The sequence below is a fragment of the Arthrobacter sp. B0316-5-4 genome, assembly GCF_059090325.1.
This window is the reverse complement of sequence record NZ_JBNHFN010000005.1, coordinates 60,619-76,349: the sequence shown is the minus strand read 5'-3', so window position 1 is coordinate 76,349 and position 15,731 is coordinate 60,619. Positions and strand designations below refer to the sequence as shown.

Here is a 15,731-nt window from a genome sequence, read left to right as displayed (position 1 = left end):
TGGTTGAAGATAGAGTTCAGGAAATGCGCTGTCTACCAGGAGTCGCCCCGTGAGCAAGGGATCCAAGCCCACCATCCGTGACGTTGCGATGGCGGCGGACGTTTCACTGACCACGGTGTCCTACGTGCTCTCGGGCCGGCACGGCGGCACAACCCGGATCAGCCAGCCCACCCAGGACCGGGTGCTGGCGGCGGTCAAAGAGTTGGGTTACGTGCCAAATCAGGCTGCCCGGGGAATGCGCCGGGGCAAGACGGACGTAGTGGCAGTGGCGATCGGCAACCTTGACTGGCCGTGGGACCGGGCCCTGGCAACAGCGGCCGCAAGAATCCTGCCCGAGCATGGGTTCCAGCCTGTGATCCTGCTGGGCGAAGATTGGCGTAAGTTCATGATGTCCGGCGGCGCTGACGGTGTGATTATCGGTTTCTTCCCGGAAGCAACGTCCCAGGACCAAACGGTTACGGAGCTGGCCCGGCGCGGGGTTGCCCAAGTGGTGATCTCGGGAACCATGGAACCCCAGGGATTCGACGTCCTGGCCCCCGAATCAGAGGCTGGGCTGAGGGAGTGCATGGAGTTCCTCACCGCGTCCCACCGCAGGATCGCCTGCATCCGCAGGGCCCACCCGGAAGGCCGCCGGAAGAGCCGCTACGCTGCCTATGCTGCCGGGCTTGAGAGGGCCGGCATTCCGCTCGACGAGTCTTTGGTCAGGACGTCGAACCACCACCCGGCTACCGCATACCAGTCGGCGATCGAGCTGCTCCAGATGCCCAACCGGCCCACGGCCATGATCTGCACGGACGACATGGAGGCGTTGCAGGCCATCCGCGCCGCCTACCGGCTTGGCCTCCGGGTGCCCGAAGATATCCAGATAGTCGGAGTGGGTAACTCGACGGAGGGCCAGGAATACGATCCCCCGTTGACCACCGTGGGGCCGGAGCCGATCTTCGAAAAGGTGGTCCATATGTTGCTGGACCGCCTGGCAGGTACCACTCCCGCGGCCGGTGTCCGGGTGGCCTCGCCGTGGACGTTGCATCGGCGCGGCACCACCCAGGGTTAGTCCTTCAGCGGACGGCGGGCCAGCCAGGCAGCGACAATCGCGCCGGAAATGTTGTGCCACAGGGAGAACACGGCCGACGGCAGCGCGGCCAGTGGGCTGAAGTGTGCTGTGGCCAGCGTGGCAGCCAGGCCGGAGTTCTGCATGCCTACCTCGAAGGCCAGGGCGCGGCGCGCCTTGTCGTCCAGGCGACCGAGCTTGCCGGCCAGGTAGCCAAGGCCAAGGCCGAAGCCGTTGTGGAGGACAACTGCCAGGAAGACGATCGCGCCCGCGGCAACGATCTTGCTGGCGCTGCCCGCCACGACGATTGCGACGATCAGGGAAATCACGACGGCGGATGCCCAGGGAAGTACCGGAAGAACCTTTGCGACGAGCTTCGACAGGAACAATCGGGCAAGCAGGCCTGCGATGACCGGCAGCAACACGGTCTTCACGATGTCCAGGACCATGGCCCCGGCGTCGATGTGCAGGAAGGAGCCGGCAAGGAACAACGTCAATGCGGGGGTCACGATGGGGGCGATCAGCGTCGAAACCGAAGCCACAGCGACTGACAGGGCCACATCACCCTTGGCCAGGAATGCCATGACGTTGGAGGCGGTTCCGGACGGGGCGCAGCCCACCAGGATGAGCCCGACGGCCAACTCCGGCGGCAACTGCAGCAGGACAGCGATCAGCCAGCCCGCGCCGGGCATGATCACGTAGTGCGCAATGATGCCGAGTGCCACAGCCCATGGCCGGCGGGCCACCGAGGCAAAGTCCGGCGGGGTCAGCGTGAGACCCATGCAGAACATGATGACGCCCAACAGGTACGGGACCGCGACACCCATGGGTTTGAACAGGTCTGGAATGAGGAACCCGAGAACACCGGCAACCACCACCAGGAGCGGGAACACCGTCACGGCGATACGCGCAATCTTCGCCTCAGCGGCAAGAGCTGCGTTTGCGGGTTCTTCGGTTTCTGGCGGGGTATTGGTTGCCTCAAGCATTCACCCATGCTCACATTTGCCGCGCGACAGGGACGACTTCGTTACATTCGCGAAGGTGTATATGTCAGATGACCGTCGTCTCACCCCAGTCGCGTCAGGAGTTGAGCTTCCCTGCGAGGCGCTCCCGCATTCGTACGCTGGCCTCGTTGAGTCCGATGAACTCCACCTCACGCCCGTGGTTCCGATACTTCTCAGTCACCGAATCGAGCACAGCCACCGTGGACGCGTCCCAGATGTGCGAACCGTGGAGGTCAATGATCACGCGATCTATGCCCTCTGAGGAATCCTTCGCATAGTCGAACTGCGTGTAGAGATCGTTGGACGAGGCGAAGAACAATTCGCCATTTACCGTGTACGTCGCCACTGTCTCGCCATTAAGCTCCAGTTCGGTCCGCTCAACTGTCGCGAAATGGGCCACCCGCCGCGCAAACAGCACCATTGCCGTCAAAACGCCGACGCCGACCCCCACCGCCAGATTGTGCGTCGCCACCACAGCGGCGACGGTAATCAGCATCACCGCAGTCTCCGATTTCGGCAGGCGCTTCAGGGTTGAAAGCCGCACGGAATGCCAGTCGAAGGTGATCAGCGAAACGAAGATCATCACGGCCACCAAAGCCGCCATGGGGATCATTCCCACAACGCCACCCAAAGCCACCACCAGCACCAGCAGGAAGACGCCCGCCAGGAACGTGGACAACCGGCTGCGTGCACCCGAGCCTTTGACGTTGATCATGGTTTGCCCGATGACCGCGCACCCGCCCAGGCCGCCCAGGAACCCGGTGACGATGTTTGCCACGCCTTGGCCCCACGAGACCCGGGTCTTGTTGGACCGGGTGTCGGTGATGTCGTCCACCAGCTTGGCGGTCATGAGGGACTCCAGCAAGCCCACCAAGGCCATGGACAGCGCGAACGGCGCAATGATCTGGAACGTCTCCAGGGTCAAAGGAACGTTAGGCAGGAAGAAGCCGGGGAGACTGTCCGGGAGTTCGCCTTTGTCACTGACCGTGGGCACGTCGATGCCACCGATGACGGTGACCACCGTGATCAGCACTATTGCCACCAGCGGCGCGGGAATGGCTGTGGTCACCCGGGGCAAGCCAAACACGATCACCAACCCCACCACCACGATGGGGTAGACCATCCACGGCACATTGAAGAGTTCCGGCATTTGTGACATGAACACCAAGATGGCCAGTGCATTCACGAAACCGATCATCACCGAACGCGGGATGAAACGCATCAGGCGCGTCACCCCCAGCACCGCCAGGATGATCTGGAAAACCCCGGCCAGGATGATCGTGGCAATCAGGTAGTCGAGTCCGTGTTCCTTCATCACCGGAGCGATCACCAATGCCACGGCGCCGGTTGCCGCGGAGATCATGGCGGGACGGCCCCCTACCAGTGCGGTGACCACGCCCATGGTGAATGAAGCAAACAGGCCGATCCTCGGATCCACACCCGCAATCACGGAGAATGCGATGGCCTCGGGGATGAGTGCCAAAGCCACCACGAGTCCGGCGAGGGACTCCGTCAGCAGGCGGCGGGGCGAACGGAAAGTCACCCGCAGTGACATGAGTTGCTCGGGAGTCATGGGTCCTTACAGGGGCAGTCTTTTACAAAGCAGTCTGACGGTAGCGCTCAATCTGCTTAAGACGCCGCTGGAGGCTGTCGCGCCGCGGGTGCGGAACGACGTCGGGCGCCTCGGCGGTGAGATCAATGTGTTCGGTTCCGTACTGCCACAGCAGGAGGTCATCCAGGAGGCGGTCGGGGCCGGGGGAGTAGCGGTGGTCCAGGGCCTTGCGGACCTCGGTGATCCGGTTGGCGCTGAGCAGCCCAGCCAATTCCACGGTCTTGGTCAGTCCGTGGGCGGCAAGCAGCTCGGCGGCCCATCCCCAGTCGTCATCAACTTTACGGTCAACGTGGGGAAGGAGCGTCCGCCAGACGTCACGAACCCGGTTGGGAGTCAGGGGCGAACCGCCCTCACCCTCCAGGTCCCAATAGCTGCGGACTTCCTCGTAGCGCTCATGGAGATCGGCGAAGGCGCTCTCCACCGTTTCCAGCATCGCGGCGGTAGCGGTGAACTGGCGGTCGAAATGGGGGGTCCAGGCGCGCGGATCTTCGGCCTTGAAACGGATGTCGTGCTCGATCTCGCTCCAGGCATGCGCGAACACGGTCCGGATCTGGCACTCGAAGAAGTAGCTGCCGTTGGCTGGCATGTCCGGATTGAAGACGTGCTGGTACTCCTTGACGGCCTCGTTCTGGATAGTGCGCAGGATCAGGTGGCGACTGGAGTAGCCGTAGGTCCCGGACTCGATGGAGCCGATGTCCTTCTCGCGGTCGCCACGGCAATCGAAGAGCTGGCGTTGCCGCTTGATGATGTTGGCCACCGCAGCGTTTTCGGCGGGCAGTTTGGTGATGACACGGATGCCCACCATGTCGTTCAAAGTGCGGAAAGGGTCCGGGAACTTCAGCACCCGCGGACCGCCCGGCTCCAAGGGATCATCCGTCCGGGAAATCTTTTCCCGGAACGACTCAACCGTCTTGGTGCGGCCCGTGACGAACAAAGGCGTGACCTCGGCGTCGTTCAGCATGTCCCTCAACGTGAGCAGGACATCGCGGGTAACCCGCTTAAGGGCAGGGCGAACCCGCTCATAGAGGGCCACGTTCGCGTCCACTGCGTCGCGCTGGTCCTGGTCCAGGCTGTCCCAATTGCTTGCCATGCCCCCAGCTTACGGGTCGGGTCCGACACTGAACCGGGCCACTCGCCGTCGGGGTGCCCCTAGCCAAACTTCCGGATCGTCACGATAGGCTCAGTACAAAGGAGGGCGCAATGTTGCGGCACAAGTACAGCTACGGCGAACACCCCAGTCAGTGGGGCGAACTCTTCATACCTGAACCGAACAATGGGAACCATCGCGGCGCATCAGCAGCTGCCGGTGGAGTCGCCGTTGTGATCCATGGCGGCTACTGGCGCTCGCAGTACGGTGCGGAGCTCGGTGAGCCTCTTGCGCGGGACCTTGCAGCGCACGGCATCACGGCCTGGAACCTTGAATACCGGCGGGCAGGGAACGGCGGTGGTTGGCCCCATACTTTCGAGGACATCCTGGCCGGCATCGACTATCTGTCCGAAATCGCGGGCGACCATGACCTCCAACTGGGCAAAGTGGTGGCACTCGGGCACTCGGCCGGTGGCCACCTTGCTGTCTGGGCCGCTGGTCGCGAGCGGCTTTCGGCCATAGGAACTCCCGACGCCGACCGCCAGCTGGTGCGCTCACCCGAGGACAACGCGGTGCACCTGACGGGGGTCGTCAGCCAGTCCGGCCTGCTCAACCTTGCGGCCGCCGAGAAACTCAACCTCAGCAACGGCGCAGTCTGCAACCTCATGGGCGGCGATTCGGCCAGATTCCCCAAACGGCATAAATATGCGGATCCCATGAGTTTGCTGCCCATCAACGTCCCCGTCTATGCCGTGCACGCCACGGAAGACGAGGACGTTCCTGCAAGCCAGTCCGAGGCCTACGTTGCCGCGGCCACGGCCGCCGGAAGTGCGGCCCAGCTGCTGCGCGTGCCCGGCGACCATTTCGACCTGATCGATCCGAAGGCAGTGGCCTACAAGAAGTGCCGCGAGCTGGTGCAGCGATTGCTCTCGTAATTGTTGGGATGCGGCGGCTCCGCTCTGGCAGAGTGGTCCCATGCTGACTGTCATTGGTGAAGCCCTGGTCGACGTCGTTCAACGCTCCTCGGGAATCGAGGCGCACGTTGGCGGGAGCCCGCTCAACGTGGCAGTGGGGTTGGCGCGCCTGGACCATCCCGTCCAGTTCATCGGGCGTTACGGTCGCGACGCTTACGGCGACTCGGTCGCCGCGCACCTGCGCTCAAGTTCGGTGATGGTGCCGCTTCCGCCGGACGACAAACCCACCAGCGTCGCCACCGCAGAGATCGACGACGACGGCGCCGCCACCTACGCGTTCGACCTCGCCTGGGAGCTGCCCGGACTAGCCGCGCGGTTGCCCCTCATGCTGCAGGGCGCCACCCTGCTCCACACAGGTTCCATCGCCACTGCGTTGGAGCCCGGCGCCGCGGAGGTGCTTGCCGCCGTCGAGCATGCCCACCCGGGCAGCACCATCAGCTTCGATCCCAACTGCCGGCCAAGCATCATCACGGACGTCGACTACGCGCGTACGCAAGCCGAACGCTTCGTGGTGTTGTCCGACGTCGTGAAGGCCTCTGACGAGGACCTCGAATGGCTGTATCCCGGCGTCGATCCCACGGAATCGGCGCGCCGTTGGTTGACCCTGGGTGGCGAAGAAGGACCCGCTTTGGTGGTGGTGACGCGTGGTTCACGCGGGCCGTGGGGAATCACGCGCGCCGGGGAAACCCAGGTGCCCGCGCCCGCCGTGAACGTTGTGGACACCGTCGGTGCGGGGGACTCGTTCATGGCCGGGTTGCTCTCCGCGATTGTGGACCACGGGCTGGACGGGGCACAGAACAGGGACGCGCTGCGGGCCATGCCTGCCGAGACCCTGGCCGCGATCATGGATCATGCAACGCGTGCTGCCGCCGTCACGGTGTCTCGTGCGGGGGCCAACCCGCCGACGCGGGCCGAGCTCAACCAAGGTGCCGCTTAGGCCCTAGCCTGCCCCGTGCCCTGCGGCCACCTCTTCACCGGCTTTCACCGGACCCGGTGGAGTGCCCTCGCCAAACGGGTTGCCGCCAAGGGCCTCGCGTCCATGGTCGGTGAGCCATCCGGAGAGGTCGGGGCCCGCGGGAACGATCTGCGTGGGGTTAATGTCCTCGTGCACGATGTAGTAGTGCTGCTTGATCTGCACGAAGTCGATGGTGTCCCCGAAGCCTGGTGTCTGGAACAAGTCCCGTGCGTAGCCCCACAGGGCAGGCATTTCGCTGAGCTTGTTCCGGTTGCACTTGAAGTGGCCGTGGTAGACGGAATCGAAGCGGGCCAGCGTGGTGAAGAGCCGGACATCGGCCTCGGTGATGGTGTCGCCCACCAGGTAGCGCTGGGTCGTCAACCGTTCCTCCAGCCAGTCCAAGGCTGTCCACAACCGTTCGTAGGCGGCGTCGTAGGCTTCCTGTGAGCCCGCGAATCCGCACCTGTACACGCCGTTGTTCACCTCAGTGAAGACGCGCCTGTTGACCAGGTCGATCTCCTCCCGCAGGTGTTCCGGATACAGTTGCGGCGCACCCGGGCGGTGGAATTCCGTCCATTCGGTGGAGAAGTCCAGAGTGATCTGGGGGAAGTTGTTGGTGACTACTGCCCCGCTGGGGACATCCACGATGGCCGGAACAGTGATGCCGCGGGGGTAATCCGGGAAGCGGCGGAAGAACGCGTCCTGCAGGCGCTCAATGCCCAGCACAGGATCCTTGCCGTCCGGATCCAGGTCGAACGTCCAGGAGCGGGCGTCGTGCGTGGGTCCTGGCTGACCGAGGCTGATGACGTCTTCCAGCCCGAGGAGCCTGCGGACAATCACAGTTCGGTTGGCCCACGGGCACGCCCGCGCTGCGATCAGGCGGTAGCGTCCCGGCTCGACAGGCCAGCCCTGTTCTCCGTTGGGCCCGGTGGATCCATCGCGGGTTATGCGGTCCTCGATGTAATTCGTGTCCCGGTTGAACTCACCGCCGGTGACATACGCGCCGAGGGTGCTGTGCTCTTCGACTTCGCTGGTCTTCTCAGTCATTGCCCCAGACTATGCTGCCTTCGCGTGTTCGCGCCCACGTAGACTGGCATGATGCGGCTCGTAGCAAGTGATATTGACGGCACCATCCTCGGTCACGACGGCAAAATCAGTGACCGGACCATCAAGGCATTCCAGGCGTGCCGTGACGCAGGGGTGGAACTGGTCTTCGTCACGGGCCGGCCGCCGCGGTGGCTTTACCCGCTCCAGGAGCAGCTCGGTCACAGCGGAATCGTGATCTGTTCCAACGGCGCAGTTGTGTGGGATTTGGAAACCGAAAAGGCCCTTTCCTCCTGCGTCCTGGACTCCGGGTCAGTCTTCGAGGCCCGCCGCATCATCAAGTCCATCAGGCCCGATGCCTTGTTCGCCGTCGAAACCCTGACAGGTTTCCAGCTGGAGCCGGGCTTCATCGAGAACGAAACCAGTGAGCTGCTTGCCGAGTTCACCCCCCGGCCGTTGGACGAGACGCTGACGGCGGATGACGCCGTCGTAAAGTTCCTGGCGATCACCCGCAAGGGCACCCCGGACGATTTCCTTGCCGAAGTGCAACCAGCAGTCGCCCATTTGGTGAGCACAACGCACTCGGCCCCGCGCACGGCGATGCTGGAAATGTCCGTCCAAGGCATCAACAAAGCCGTCACGCTGGCCAAGTACGCCGAGTCGCTGGGGATCGAGGCCGCGGACGTTGTGGCGTTCGGGGATATGCCCAACGACATTGAGATGCTTCGCTGGGCAGGTCACGGCTACGCGATGGCCAGCGGACACCCGGAGGCCATTCTTGCCGCCGGCCAGCAGGCTCCCCACTTCGACGACGACGGCGTGGCCCAGGTCCTTGAGGCGAAACTCACCGAACAGCGGGTCTAGTTTTCGGGCAGCGCTGGTAATGTCCGATTTCTGCCAGACATCTGATGGGGCGGCTGGTGGAATTGGGTTTATGAATCCAGAACAAAACCACGTCGCGGCCCTCTTTCGATCCTTCCACACCAGCCAAAAGCCCATGGCGCTTAGCAACGCCTGGGATGTTGCCAGCGCAGTCATCACCGAGGCCGCGGGCGCACAAGCGGTAGCTACTACCAGTGCGGGCATCGCCTGGTCCTTGGGCCTGCCCGACGGCGACCGGCTGGGCCGCGAACGAGCCGTGGCGGTGGTTGCCGGCATCGTTAATGCAGTAAACGTCCCTGTGACCGCTGACATTGAGGGCGGCTACTCCGAGACGCCGGACGGAATTGCCCGAACGGTCAAGGACATCCTGGCGGCGGGTGCCGTGGGCATCAACATTGAAGATGGATCCCGTGATCCCTCGGAATTCTGCGCACGGATCTCTGCCGCCCGGGAAGCGGCACAGGCAAAGGGCCGGGACCTATTCATCAACGCGCGCACGGATGTGTTCCTGGCCGGCGTTGGCTCTGTGGACCAGCAAGTCGACGAGGTCCTGGCCAGGGCGGAGAAGTACGTGGCAGCAGGCGCCGACGGCATCTTCGTCCCGGGAGCATCAGACGCGGATACCATCGCCAGGTTAGCCGACGGCATATCGGTCCCCGTCAACGTCATGGTGGGCGCGGGCTCGCTCAGTGTCGCTGAACTGGGAAAGCTGGGTGTGGCCCGCCCGGGTCAGTCTCGGTTCCAGCATTGCGCAGGCCGCCTATGCCGTTGCCCAGCGTGCTGCGGAAGAGCTGAATTCCGCGGGCACTTACAACTCAGTAGTGAATGCCCTCGATTATGGCTCCTTGAACCAACTGTTGGCGGGCAGGAGCAGCTAGCCCGTCACGGGTGCCGCACGCCCTCGCCAGCCAGCAAAGCGCGGTAGCCCTCCTTGTACGTGGGAAAGGTGAGTTCGACGCCGGTGGCCCGCACACGCTTGTTTGAACAGCGCTTATCGCCGGGGCCGGCGTCGGACGCGCCGCCGGGTGCCGCCGTCGGGGGTTCCGGGCATCCCAGTTCGGCAGCGAGAAACCGCATCACCTCGCCCATTTCTGCCGCATGGTCGTCAACGCCTACGTACACCTGATCCGGCTTCTGATCCATGGTGGTGAGGTGGACGATCATGGTTGCGGCGTCGTCCCTGTGGATGCGGTTGGTGTGCCGGGGCTGGGCGGGAATGACGGCTTGTCCGGTGCGCACCTGGTCAATCAGCCGAGTGCGTCCCGGCCCGTAGATGCCGCCGAGCCGCAAGGAAATAGCCTCTGTGCCGGTGCCTCGGGTCCGGTCGAACAGCAATTCTTCGGCCTCCACCAGCACCTTTCCACTGAAGCGCGTCGGCTCCGTAGCCGTGGACTCGTCCACCACAGCCCCACCGGAATCTTTATACACAGCCGTGGAGGAGACGAAGAGGATCCGGCGCGGCTCGATGGATTGCCGGTCCAGCGCATCCAAAACGTTGCGTGTCCCGTCCAGGTAGGCCGCGCGGTAGGCCTCCTCGGTGGAGGTATCGGCTGCCACGGCAATCACCACAATGTCCACGTCCGAGGGCAACTCCGGCAGGCCCTTGGCAAGGTCGGCGTGCATTCCACGAATGTGGGGCGGCAGCTTTTCGGGCGACCGGCGCAGGCCAACGACCTCACGCCCAGCGTCGGCGAAGCGAAGGCCGGCTTCCGTTCCGAGGTCGCCGCAGCCGGCAATCAATACAGTCATGCCCCTAGTTTGGCAGGCTGCAGCTGTCACCGAGTTCCCAGCCTCCATACAACCAGCGTTCACGTGGCACCCGTAGGCTTTCAGCCACGGACTTGTTAGCTCGTCGAAGGTGCAGGGGAACCATGGCAAAGCGTAGGATCAACGATTTCAACAATGCGCCGTTGCGGCGCATCGAACCGGACCACCACTGGCGCTCGTTGCGTCAGGGCGACCGCGTCAAGGTCACGCTCACCCCCGGTTACGAATCTGCAGGCGTGGTGGACGCCGTCACCGGCGACGCCACTGCGGTGTGGGTGGAGCTCGACGGCGGTCGCGGCCGCACGCTGGTGCACGTCAGCGACGGCGTTGCGATAGTTCCGCACGAGGCCTGACCCAGTTCGTCGGGGCGGACGTCGGCTACGCTACGGGTGTGATGCTGCCCTATTTCCTCCGCAAGGACGGTTCAGTAGGCCCTTTGGCCTTCGCGCACCGAGGTTTCTCGTTGGACGGCTTGGAGAATTCCATGTCCGCCTTCAAGGCTGCAGTGGAATTGGGGACTGCGCACCTGGAAACGGACGTGCACACCACGCTGGACGGCGTGGTCCTGGTTTTCCACGACCCGTCCCTGGATCGCGTGACTGACTCCGGGGGCACGATTTCTTCTATGACCGCCGCGGAGGTTGCCAAGGCGCGCATTGGTGGGGTGGAGCCGGTGCCAACGTTCGACGAGCTGGTCACCTCGTTGCCCGACGCCCGGCTGAACCTGGACGTCAAGGACTGGAACTCGGTGCGGCCCTTGGCGGAGGCCATTGAGAAACACGGAATCCACCACCGGGTCCTGGTCACGAGCTTCTCGGACAAGCGCCGCCGGGCCGTCCTCAAACTCTTGTCCCGCCGGGTGGCCTCCTCGGCTGGTAGCACGCTGACCGCGCTTTTTGTTCTTCTGGGCCCTGTCCTGCCTGCGCCTTTGGCACGCAAGCTGCTTGCCGGCGTCGACGTTTTCCAAGTCCCGGTCCGCTACGGGAGGCTCCCCGTGGTGACTCCGGGGTTCGTCCGTCGCGCCCATCGCTTGGGCCTGCAAGTGCATGTGTGGACCATCAACGAACCCGCTGAAATGGACCGGCTACTGGATCTTGGGGTGGACGCTATCGTGTCCGATCGGCTCGACCTTCTCAAGAAAGTCCTGGTCCGTCGCGGCCAGTGGGTGTGAGCGAGCGTCGGGTTGAAGCGGGTGGGATGTGAGCGAGCGCCGGGTTGAAGCGGGTGGAATGTGAGCGAGCGTCGGGGAAACCGGACCCTCGCTCACATCCCTACCGTTTCCCGCGGACCCTCGCTCACTTCCGAGGGGTTTCGACGGCGGCCTGCCGGGTTTGGCTGGCGCGGATCCTTGCGAGGTCGAACTTGTTGCTCCGGTCAAAGGCGAAGATGCCGTTCTTCTCCTGGAACACGTCCGTGAGCTGGGTGTAGCAGTAGCCGAACATGTCCGGGTTTTCCAGGAGGACGCTGCATAGCCCGTCGAAGCGGGCGTAGAACTCTTCCTCGCTGCCGACCCGTTGGCCGTAGCCCCACGACGTGGACAGGTCCGTGCCGTCGGCCGCCTGCTTCGCTTCGCCCTCGTTCCACCAGATGCCGCCGAATTCCGAGACGAAGTAGGGCTGGCCTGCGTAGGGCACCGAATATTCCTGGCCATCTTCCTTGCGGTTGATGTAAGGCTTGTTCTCTGCGAGGCCTTCCTGTTCGATCCGGAACCGTTCCGGGTCCTGCTGGTAGGAGTGGGAGTCGTAAATGTCGGTCTCCCTGATCCGGTGGGAGTATCCGGACGCGTCGATCACCGGTCGGGTGGGATCGGCAAGCTTGGTTGCCAGGAACATTGCCTGCGTAACATCGTCCAGCACGGTCAGGCGATCGTGCAGGACCTGGTGTGTTTCGTTGAGGGGGCACCAGCCGATGATGGCGGGGTGGTTGTAGTCGCGCCTGAGCACTTCCAGCCATTGCGCCACGAAGCTCGGTGTAGGTTGCTGGTTGTGCCCTACCGTTCCGGCGCCGGAAACGCCCCAGTCGCCGAACTCGCCCCACACCAGGTAGCCGAGCCGGTCAGCGTGGTAGAGGAAACGTTCCTCGAAGACCTTTTGGTGCAGGCGGGCACCGTTGAATCCAGCGGCCATGGACAGCTCAATGTCCTTGATCAAAGCCGCCTCGTCAGGGGAGGTCATCAGCGAATCCGGCCAGTAGCCCTGGTCCAGGACAAGCCGTTGGAAAACGGCCTCGCCATTGATGCGGACCACCTTGCCGTCCAGCGCTATGGAGCGAATCGCCGCATAGCTGTCCACATGGTCCACAACGTTGCCCGCGCCGTCCAGCACGTTCACCTCGAGGTCGTAAAGGAACGGGTCCTCGATTGACCATGGACGAAGCAATTCGGCGGGGATGTCCAGGTGCAGGGTTGGCGTAAGGTCCAGATCAGCTTTGACCGATGCTTCGACCCGCCCGAATGAACCGTCGGACAGGATCGCGGACACTGTATGCCCCGTCCGGTTCTGGCTGATGGGTACTTCCACGGTGATGCTGGAATCAGCCAGGTTAGGGGTCATTCGCAGGTGCTTGATATAGACCTCGGGAACCGCCTCCATCCACACCGTCTGCCAGATTCCCGTGGTCCGCGTGTACTGGCAATGCGTGTTGTTGTACCAGGTGGCCTGCTTCCCGCGTGCCTGCATCCCGTGCCGCGAATCCCTGGCCCGGACCACGATCACTGCGTCGGCGCCCGGCTCAACAACTCCGCCAAGGTCGGCCGTGAACGGGGAGAAGCCACCGCGATGCCTGGCAACTTCGACGCCGTTGACCCACACGGTGGCGTCGTGATCCACTGCGCCGAAATGGAGCAGGACATTCTGGCCGGCCCAGTCCGCCGGAATCGTCACCGTCCGGCGATACCAGACTGCCTCCATGAAATCGACGTGCTCAATCCCCGAAAGCACCGATTCGGGCGCGAAGGGCACCAAAATCCTGCTGTTGAGTTCACGGGTGGTGAGGCCGCGTTCCAAACCCGAGTCGCCGGCGTCGATCTCAAAACCCCAGGTGCCGTTGAGGTTCATCCACTTGTCGCGGACCAGCTGCGGGCGCGGATGCTCAGGCTTGGGTATGGCTGAGGTCACATTTTGGCTCACACTCAAAAACCTAACGTGAGATGGTGGTCAGTACCAGCAGCCACTGTGCGAGGAGATTGGCGTGACCCTTTTCCGTTTAGCGATCCTTGATGACTACCAGCAGGTCTCCGGGGACTACGCCCCGTGGGAGTCACTGCTCGACGACGACGTGAAGGTCAGCGTTTTCAGCGCACCTTTCGTTTCGGAGGAGCAGGCCGTGGCAGCTTTGGCGCCGTTCGACATCATTGTGGCGATGCGCGAACGCACCCGGTTCCCGCAGAGTGCCTTGGATGCCCTGCCGAACCTCAAGCTCCTGGTGACGACAGGGATGGCCAACGCCGCCATTGATATGGAAGCGGCAAAGGAGCGCGGCATTGTGGTGTGCGGTACGGCTGGCTCGCCGGCCGCGGCACCTGAGCTGGCGTGGGCGCTCCTGTTGGCGTTTGCCCGGAATCTTCCTGTGGAGGAGAACTCGCTCAGGGCAGGTGACTGGCAAACGGGCGTCGGCTTCGAACTCGAAGGAAAGACGCTGGGGATTGTGGGCCTGGGCAAGATCGGATCGCGGATGGCCCGCTACGCCAAGGCCTTTGGGATGGACGTCCTGGCATGGAGCCAGAACCTCACTGCCGAAGCAGCCGAATCTGCGGGCGCCCGCAAGGTGGCAAAGGAGGAACTGTTCCGGGAGTCCGACGTGGTCACGCTGCACCTTCGGCTGTCCGGACGAACGGAAGGCATTGTCGGGGCCAAGGAACTCCGGCTTCTGGGCCCTGAGGGTCTGCTGGTGAATACGGCTCGTGGGCCGTTGGTGGACGAGGCTGCACTGATGCAGGCCTTGGAGAAAGGGTGGATCCGGGGTGCTGCCTTGGATGTGTTCGACGAGGAGCCACTCCCGTCAGGGCATGCGCTGCTGCACTCTCCCCGGACGGTGCTTTCGCCGCATATCGGCTACGTGACGCACGAGAGCTACCGGCAGTTTTATGGAGGTGCGTTCGAGGACGTCAAGGCGTGGCTTGCTGAAGCGCCTGTGCGCGTACTCAACCCTTAGTCGCTGCAAGGTTACACACTTGGGAAGCGCTTTCCCAGCAAAGCTGGCAAGATGGGTCCATGCGTATCCTCATCGCCCCCGACAAGTTCAAGGGATCCCTGACCGCCGCCGAAGCCGCGTCAGCCATGGCCGAAGGCGCCCTCCGCGTCTACCCGGACGCCGTGACCACCCAGTTCCCGGTTGCTGACGGCGGCGAAGGCACACTGGATGCCGCAGTCGCTGCAGGCTACGAAGAGCGAAACAACGCCGTGGTGGGCCCCATCCTCAAGCCCGTCGGTGCTTCCTGGGCGATCCGCAAGGACGCATTCGGCGGAGCCACGGCCGTGATCGAAACCGCGCAGGCATCCGGCCTGGCGCACATGGAGCCCACTCCCGAGAACGCACTCCGCGCCCACAGCTACGGTTGTGGCCAGCTGATTGCAGCCGCCCTCGAAGCCGGTGCCACTGAGATCGTGCTGGGGTTGGGCGGTTCGGCAATGTCCGACGGCGGCAGCGGGGCCTTGCGCGCATTGGGGCTCAAACCCCTCGATTCCGCCGGTAACGTGGTGCCCCTCGGCGGCGGTTCGCTGGCCGACGTCGTCGCTTTGGACGGCTCCGGGCTGGATCCGCGGCTGTCGGCCGTGAAGTTCCGCATCGCCGTTGACGTCCAGAACCCGCTGTACGGGCCTGATGGTGCCGCGCATGTCTTTGGTCCGCAGAAAGGCGCCGATGAGGACGCGGTTGAGAAGCTCGACGCCGGTCTCCGCAACTGGGCGTCGCTCCTGCGGGAAACCACCGGCCGGGACGTGAACGTACCCGGAGCCGGAGCGGCAGGCGGGTTCCCGGCGTCGTTCCTGGCCTTTACTGACGCTGCGCTGGAAGGCGGCTTCGCGTTGGTCGCAGGCCTCACTGGCCTCGCTTCGCATTTGGGTGAGGCCGACCTGGTTATCACCGGCGAAGGGTCCATGGACGAGCAATCACTCACGGGCAAGGCGCCGATCGCGCTCGCCGACGCCGCCAGCGCCCACGGCATACCAGTGGTGGCCGTTGCGGGACGCATCACGGTCACGCCCGAAGACCTCGCGAAACACGGCATTGTGGCTGCCGCGCAGTTGTTGGACGTCGCACAGCGCAACGACGGCGTTCCCGACGTCGCCGACGCCGTAGCCAACGCGGCCAAGTACTTGGCGTGGGCAACCAGCCAGGTGCTTGAAGGGGCGTAGC

15 protein-coding genes are annotated in these 15,731 nt (G+C 63.9%); 9 read left to right on the top strand and 6 right to left on the bottom strand.

What is annotated here, in order from left to right; all coding sequences use genetic code 11:
- Window positions 1–49: 49 nt before the first annotated feature.
- Window positions 50–1,054, top strand: a complete 1,005-nt coding sequence (locus AC5RU9_RS15880; protein WP_494017200.1) for a LacI family DNA-binding transcriptional regulator — start codon at window positions 50–52, stop codon at window positions 1,052–1,054.
- Here the strand turns inward: AC5RU9_RS15880 and AC5RU9_RS15875 are convergent.
- From AC5RU9_RS15875 to AC5RU9_RS15865, 3 genes are all read right to left on the bottom strand, one after another.
- Entirely contained in the window at window positions 1,051–2,037 is a 987-nt protein-coding gene (locus AC5RU9_RS15875; RefSeq protein WP_494017199.1) for a bile acid:sodium symporter family protein, read from the bottom strand. The two genes, AC5RU9_RS15880 and AC5RU9_RS15875, sit on opposite strands and share 4 nt — an antisense overlap.
- Window positions 2,038–2,131: 94 nt before the next feature.
- The gene (locus AC5RU9_RS15870; protein ID WP_494017198.1) at window positions 2,132–3,628 is read right to left on the bottom strand and encodes a SulP family inorganic anion transporter; all 1,497 of its coding nucleotides are present in this window, start codon (window positions 3,626–3,628) and stop codon (window positions 2,132–2,134) included.
- Window positions 3,629–3,650: 22 nt separating this feature from the next.
- On the bottom strand, window positions 3,651–4,757 hold the full coding sequence (locus AC5RU9_RS15865) for a GTP pyrophosphokinase (protein ID WP_144649037.1): 1,107 nt from the start codon (window positions 4,755–4,757) through the stop codon (window positions 3,651–3,653).
- Between the two features lie 110 nt (window positions 4,758–4,867).
- On the opposite strand from AC5RU9_RS15865, the gene AC5RU9_RS15860 reads away from it, so the two are divergent.
- A complete protein-coding gene (locus tag AC5RU9_RS15860; protein ID WP_494017197.1) occupies window positions 4,868–5,689 on the top strand; it encodes an alpha/beta hydrolase fold domain-containing protein in 822 nt (273 codons plus the stop codon).
- A 40-nt stretch (window positions 5,690–5,729) separates the two neighbouring features.
- Complete coding sequence (locus AC5RU9_RS15855; RefSeq protein ID WP_494017196.1) at window positions 5,730–6,665, top strand: carbohydrate kinase family protein; 936 nt, start codon at window positions 5,730–5,732, stop codon at window positions 6,663–6,665.
- Between the two features lie 3 nt (window positions 6,666–6,668).
- On the opposite strand, the gene AC5RU9_RS15850 is transcribed toward AC5RU9_RS15855, so the two are convergent.
- Window positions 6,669–7,730, bottom strand: a complete 1,062-nt coding sequence (locus AC5RU9_RS15850; protein WP_494017195.1) for a glutathione S-transferase family protein — start codon at window positions 7,728–7,730, stop codon at window positions 6,669–6,671.
- Window positions 7,731–7,781: 51 nt separating this feature from the next.
- Here AC5RU9_RS15850 and AC5RU9_RS15845 point away from each other — a divergent pair, with 51 nt between their 5' ends.
- Together AC5RU9_RS15845 and AC5RU9_RS15840 are read left to right on the top strand one after the other, a co-directional pair.
- Window positions 7,782–8,591: an HAD family hydrolase gene (locus AC5RU9_RS15845; protein ID WP_494017194.1), complete on the top strand. Its 810-nt coding sequence runs from the start codon at window positions 7,782–7,784 to the stop codon at window positions 8,589–8,591.
- A gap of 133 nt (window positions 8,592–8,724) precedes the next feature.
- Window positions 8,725–9,534 (top strand): isocitrate lyase/PEP mutase family protein, encoded by an 810-nt coding sequence (locus tag AC5RU9_RS15840; RefSeq protein WP_494017193.1) that lies wholly within the window; start codon window positions 8,725–8,727, stop codon window positions 9,532–9,534.
- Here AC5RU9_RS15840 and AC5RU9_RS15835 read toward each other — a convergent pair.
- Complete coding sequence (locus AC5RU9_RS15835; RefSeq protein WP_494017192.1) at window positions 9,492–10,358, bottom strand: SDR family oxidoreductase; 867 nt, start codon at window positions 10,356–10,358, stop codon at window positions 9,492–9,494. The two genes, AC5RU9_RS15840 and AC5RU9_RS15835, sit on opposite strands and share 43 nt — an antisense overlap.
- A gap of 122 nt (window positions 10,359–10,480) precedes the next feature.
- On the opposite strand from AC5RU9_RS15835, the gene AC5RU9_RS15830 reads away from it, so the two are divergent.
- Both AC5RU9_RS15830 and AC5RU9_RS15825 read left to right on the top strand, forming a co-directional pair.
- Window positions 10,481–10,729, top strand: a complete 249-nt coding sequence (locus AC5RU9_RS15830; RefSeq protein ID WP_494017191.1) for a hypothetical protein — start codon at window positions 10,481–10,483, stop codon at window positions 10,727–10,729.
- Between the two features lie 41 nt (window positions 10,730–10,770).
- Complete coding sequence (locus tag AC5RU9_RS15825; protein ID WP_494017533.1) at window positions 10,771–11,547, top strand: glycerophosphodiester phosphodiesterase family protein; 777 nt, start codon at window positions 10,771–10,773, stop codon at window positions 11,545–11,547.
- 124 nt (window positions 11,548–11,671) lie between these two features.
- On the opposite strand, the gene AC5RU9_RS15820 is transcribed toward AC5RU9_RS15825, so the two are convergent.
- Window positions 11,672–13,492, bottom strand: coding sequence for a glycoside hydrolase family 2 protein (locus AC5RU9_RS15820; RefSeq protein WP_494017532.1), 1,821 nt, complete (start codon window positions 13,490–13,492; stop codon window positions 11,672–11,674).
- Window positions 13,493–13,565: 73 nt separating this feature from the next.
- On the opposite strand from AC5RU9_RS15820, the gene AC5RU9_RS15815 reads away from it, so the two are divergent.
- Together AC5RU9_RS15815 and AC5RU9_RS15810 are read left to right on the top strand one after the other, a co-directional pair.
- Entirely contained in the window at window positions 13,566–14,528 is a 963-nt protein-coding gene (locus AC5RU9_RS15815; protein ID WP_494017190.1) for a D-2-hydroxyacid dehydrogenase family protein, read from the top strand.
- A gap of 59 nt (window positions 14,529–14,587) precedes the next feature.
- The gene (locus tag AC5RU9_RS15810) at window positions 14,588–15,730 is read left to right on the top strand and encodes a glycerate kinase (protein WP_494017189.1); all 1,143 of its coding nucleotides are present in this window, start codon (window positions 14,588–14,590) and stop codon (window positions 15,728–15,730) included.
- Window position 15,731 lies beyond the last annotated feature (1 nt).

What these genes read in the sequence shown, in the direction of transcription:
- AC5RU9_RS15875 (WP_494017199.1), bottom strand. Translation starts at nt 2,037, where the DNA reads ATGCTTGAGGCAACCAATACCCCGCCAGAAACCGAAGAACCCGCAAAC.
- AC5RU9_RS15870 (WP_494017198.1), bottom strand. Translation starts at nt 3,628, where the DNA reads ATGACTCCCGAGCAACTCATGTCACTGCGGGTGACTTTCCGTTCGCCC.
- AC5RU9_RS15865 (WP_144649037.1), bottom strand. Translation starts at nt 4,757, where the DNA reads ATGGCAAGCAATTGGGACAGCCTGGACCAGGACCAGCGCGACGCAGTG.
- AC5RU9_RS15860 (WP_494017197.1), top strand. Translation starts at nt 4,868, where the DNA reads ATGTTGCGGCACAAGTACAGCTACGGCGAACACCCCAGTCAGTGGGGC.
- AC5RU9_RS15855 (WP_494017196.1), top strand. Translation starts at nt 5,730, where the DNA reads ATGCTGACTGTCATTGGTGAAGCCCTGGTCGACGTCGTTCAACGCTCC.
- AC5RU9_RS15850 (WP_494017195.1), bottom strand. Translation starts at nt 7,730, where the DNA reads ATGACTGAGAAGACCAGCGAAGTCGAAGAGCACAGCACCCTCGGCGCG.
- AC5RU9_RS15845 (WP_494017194.1), top strand. Translation starts at nt 7,782, where the DNA reads ATGCGGCTCGTAGCAAGTGATATTGACGGCACCATCCTCGGTCACGAC.
- AC5RU9_RS15840 (WP_494017193.1), top strand. Translation starts at nt 8,725, where the DNA reads ATGGCGCTTAGCAACGCCTGGGATGTTGCCAGCGCAGTCATCACCGAG.
- AC5RU9_RS15835 (WP_494017192.1), bottom strand. Translation starts at nt 10,358, where the DNA reads ATGACTGTATTGATTGCCGGCTGCGGCGACCTCGGAACGGAAGCCGGC.
- AC5RU9_RS15830 (WP_494017191.1), top strand. Translation starts at nt 10,481, where the DNA reads ATGGCAAAGCGTAGGATCAACGATTTCAACAATGCGCCGTTGCGGCGC.
- AC5RU9_RS15825 (WP_494017533.1), top strand. Translation starts at nt 10,771, where the DNA reads ATGCTGCCCTATTTCCTCCGCAAGGACGGTTCAGTAGGCCCTTTGGCC.
- AC5RU9_RS15810 (WP_494017189.1), top strand. Translation starts at nt 14,588, where the DNA reads ATGCGTATCCTCATCGCCCCCGACAAGTTCAAGGGATCCCTGACCGCC.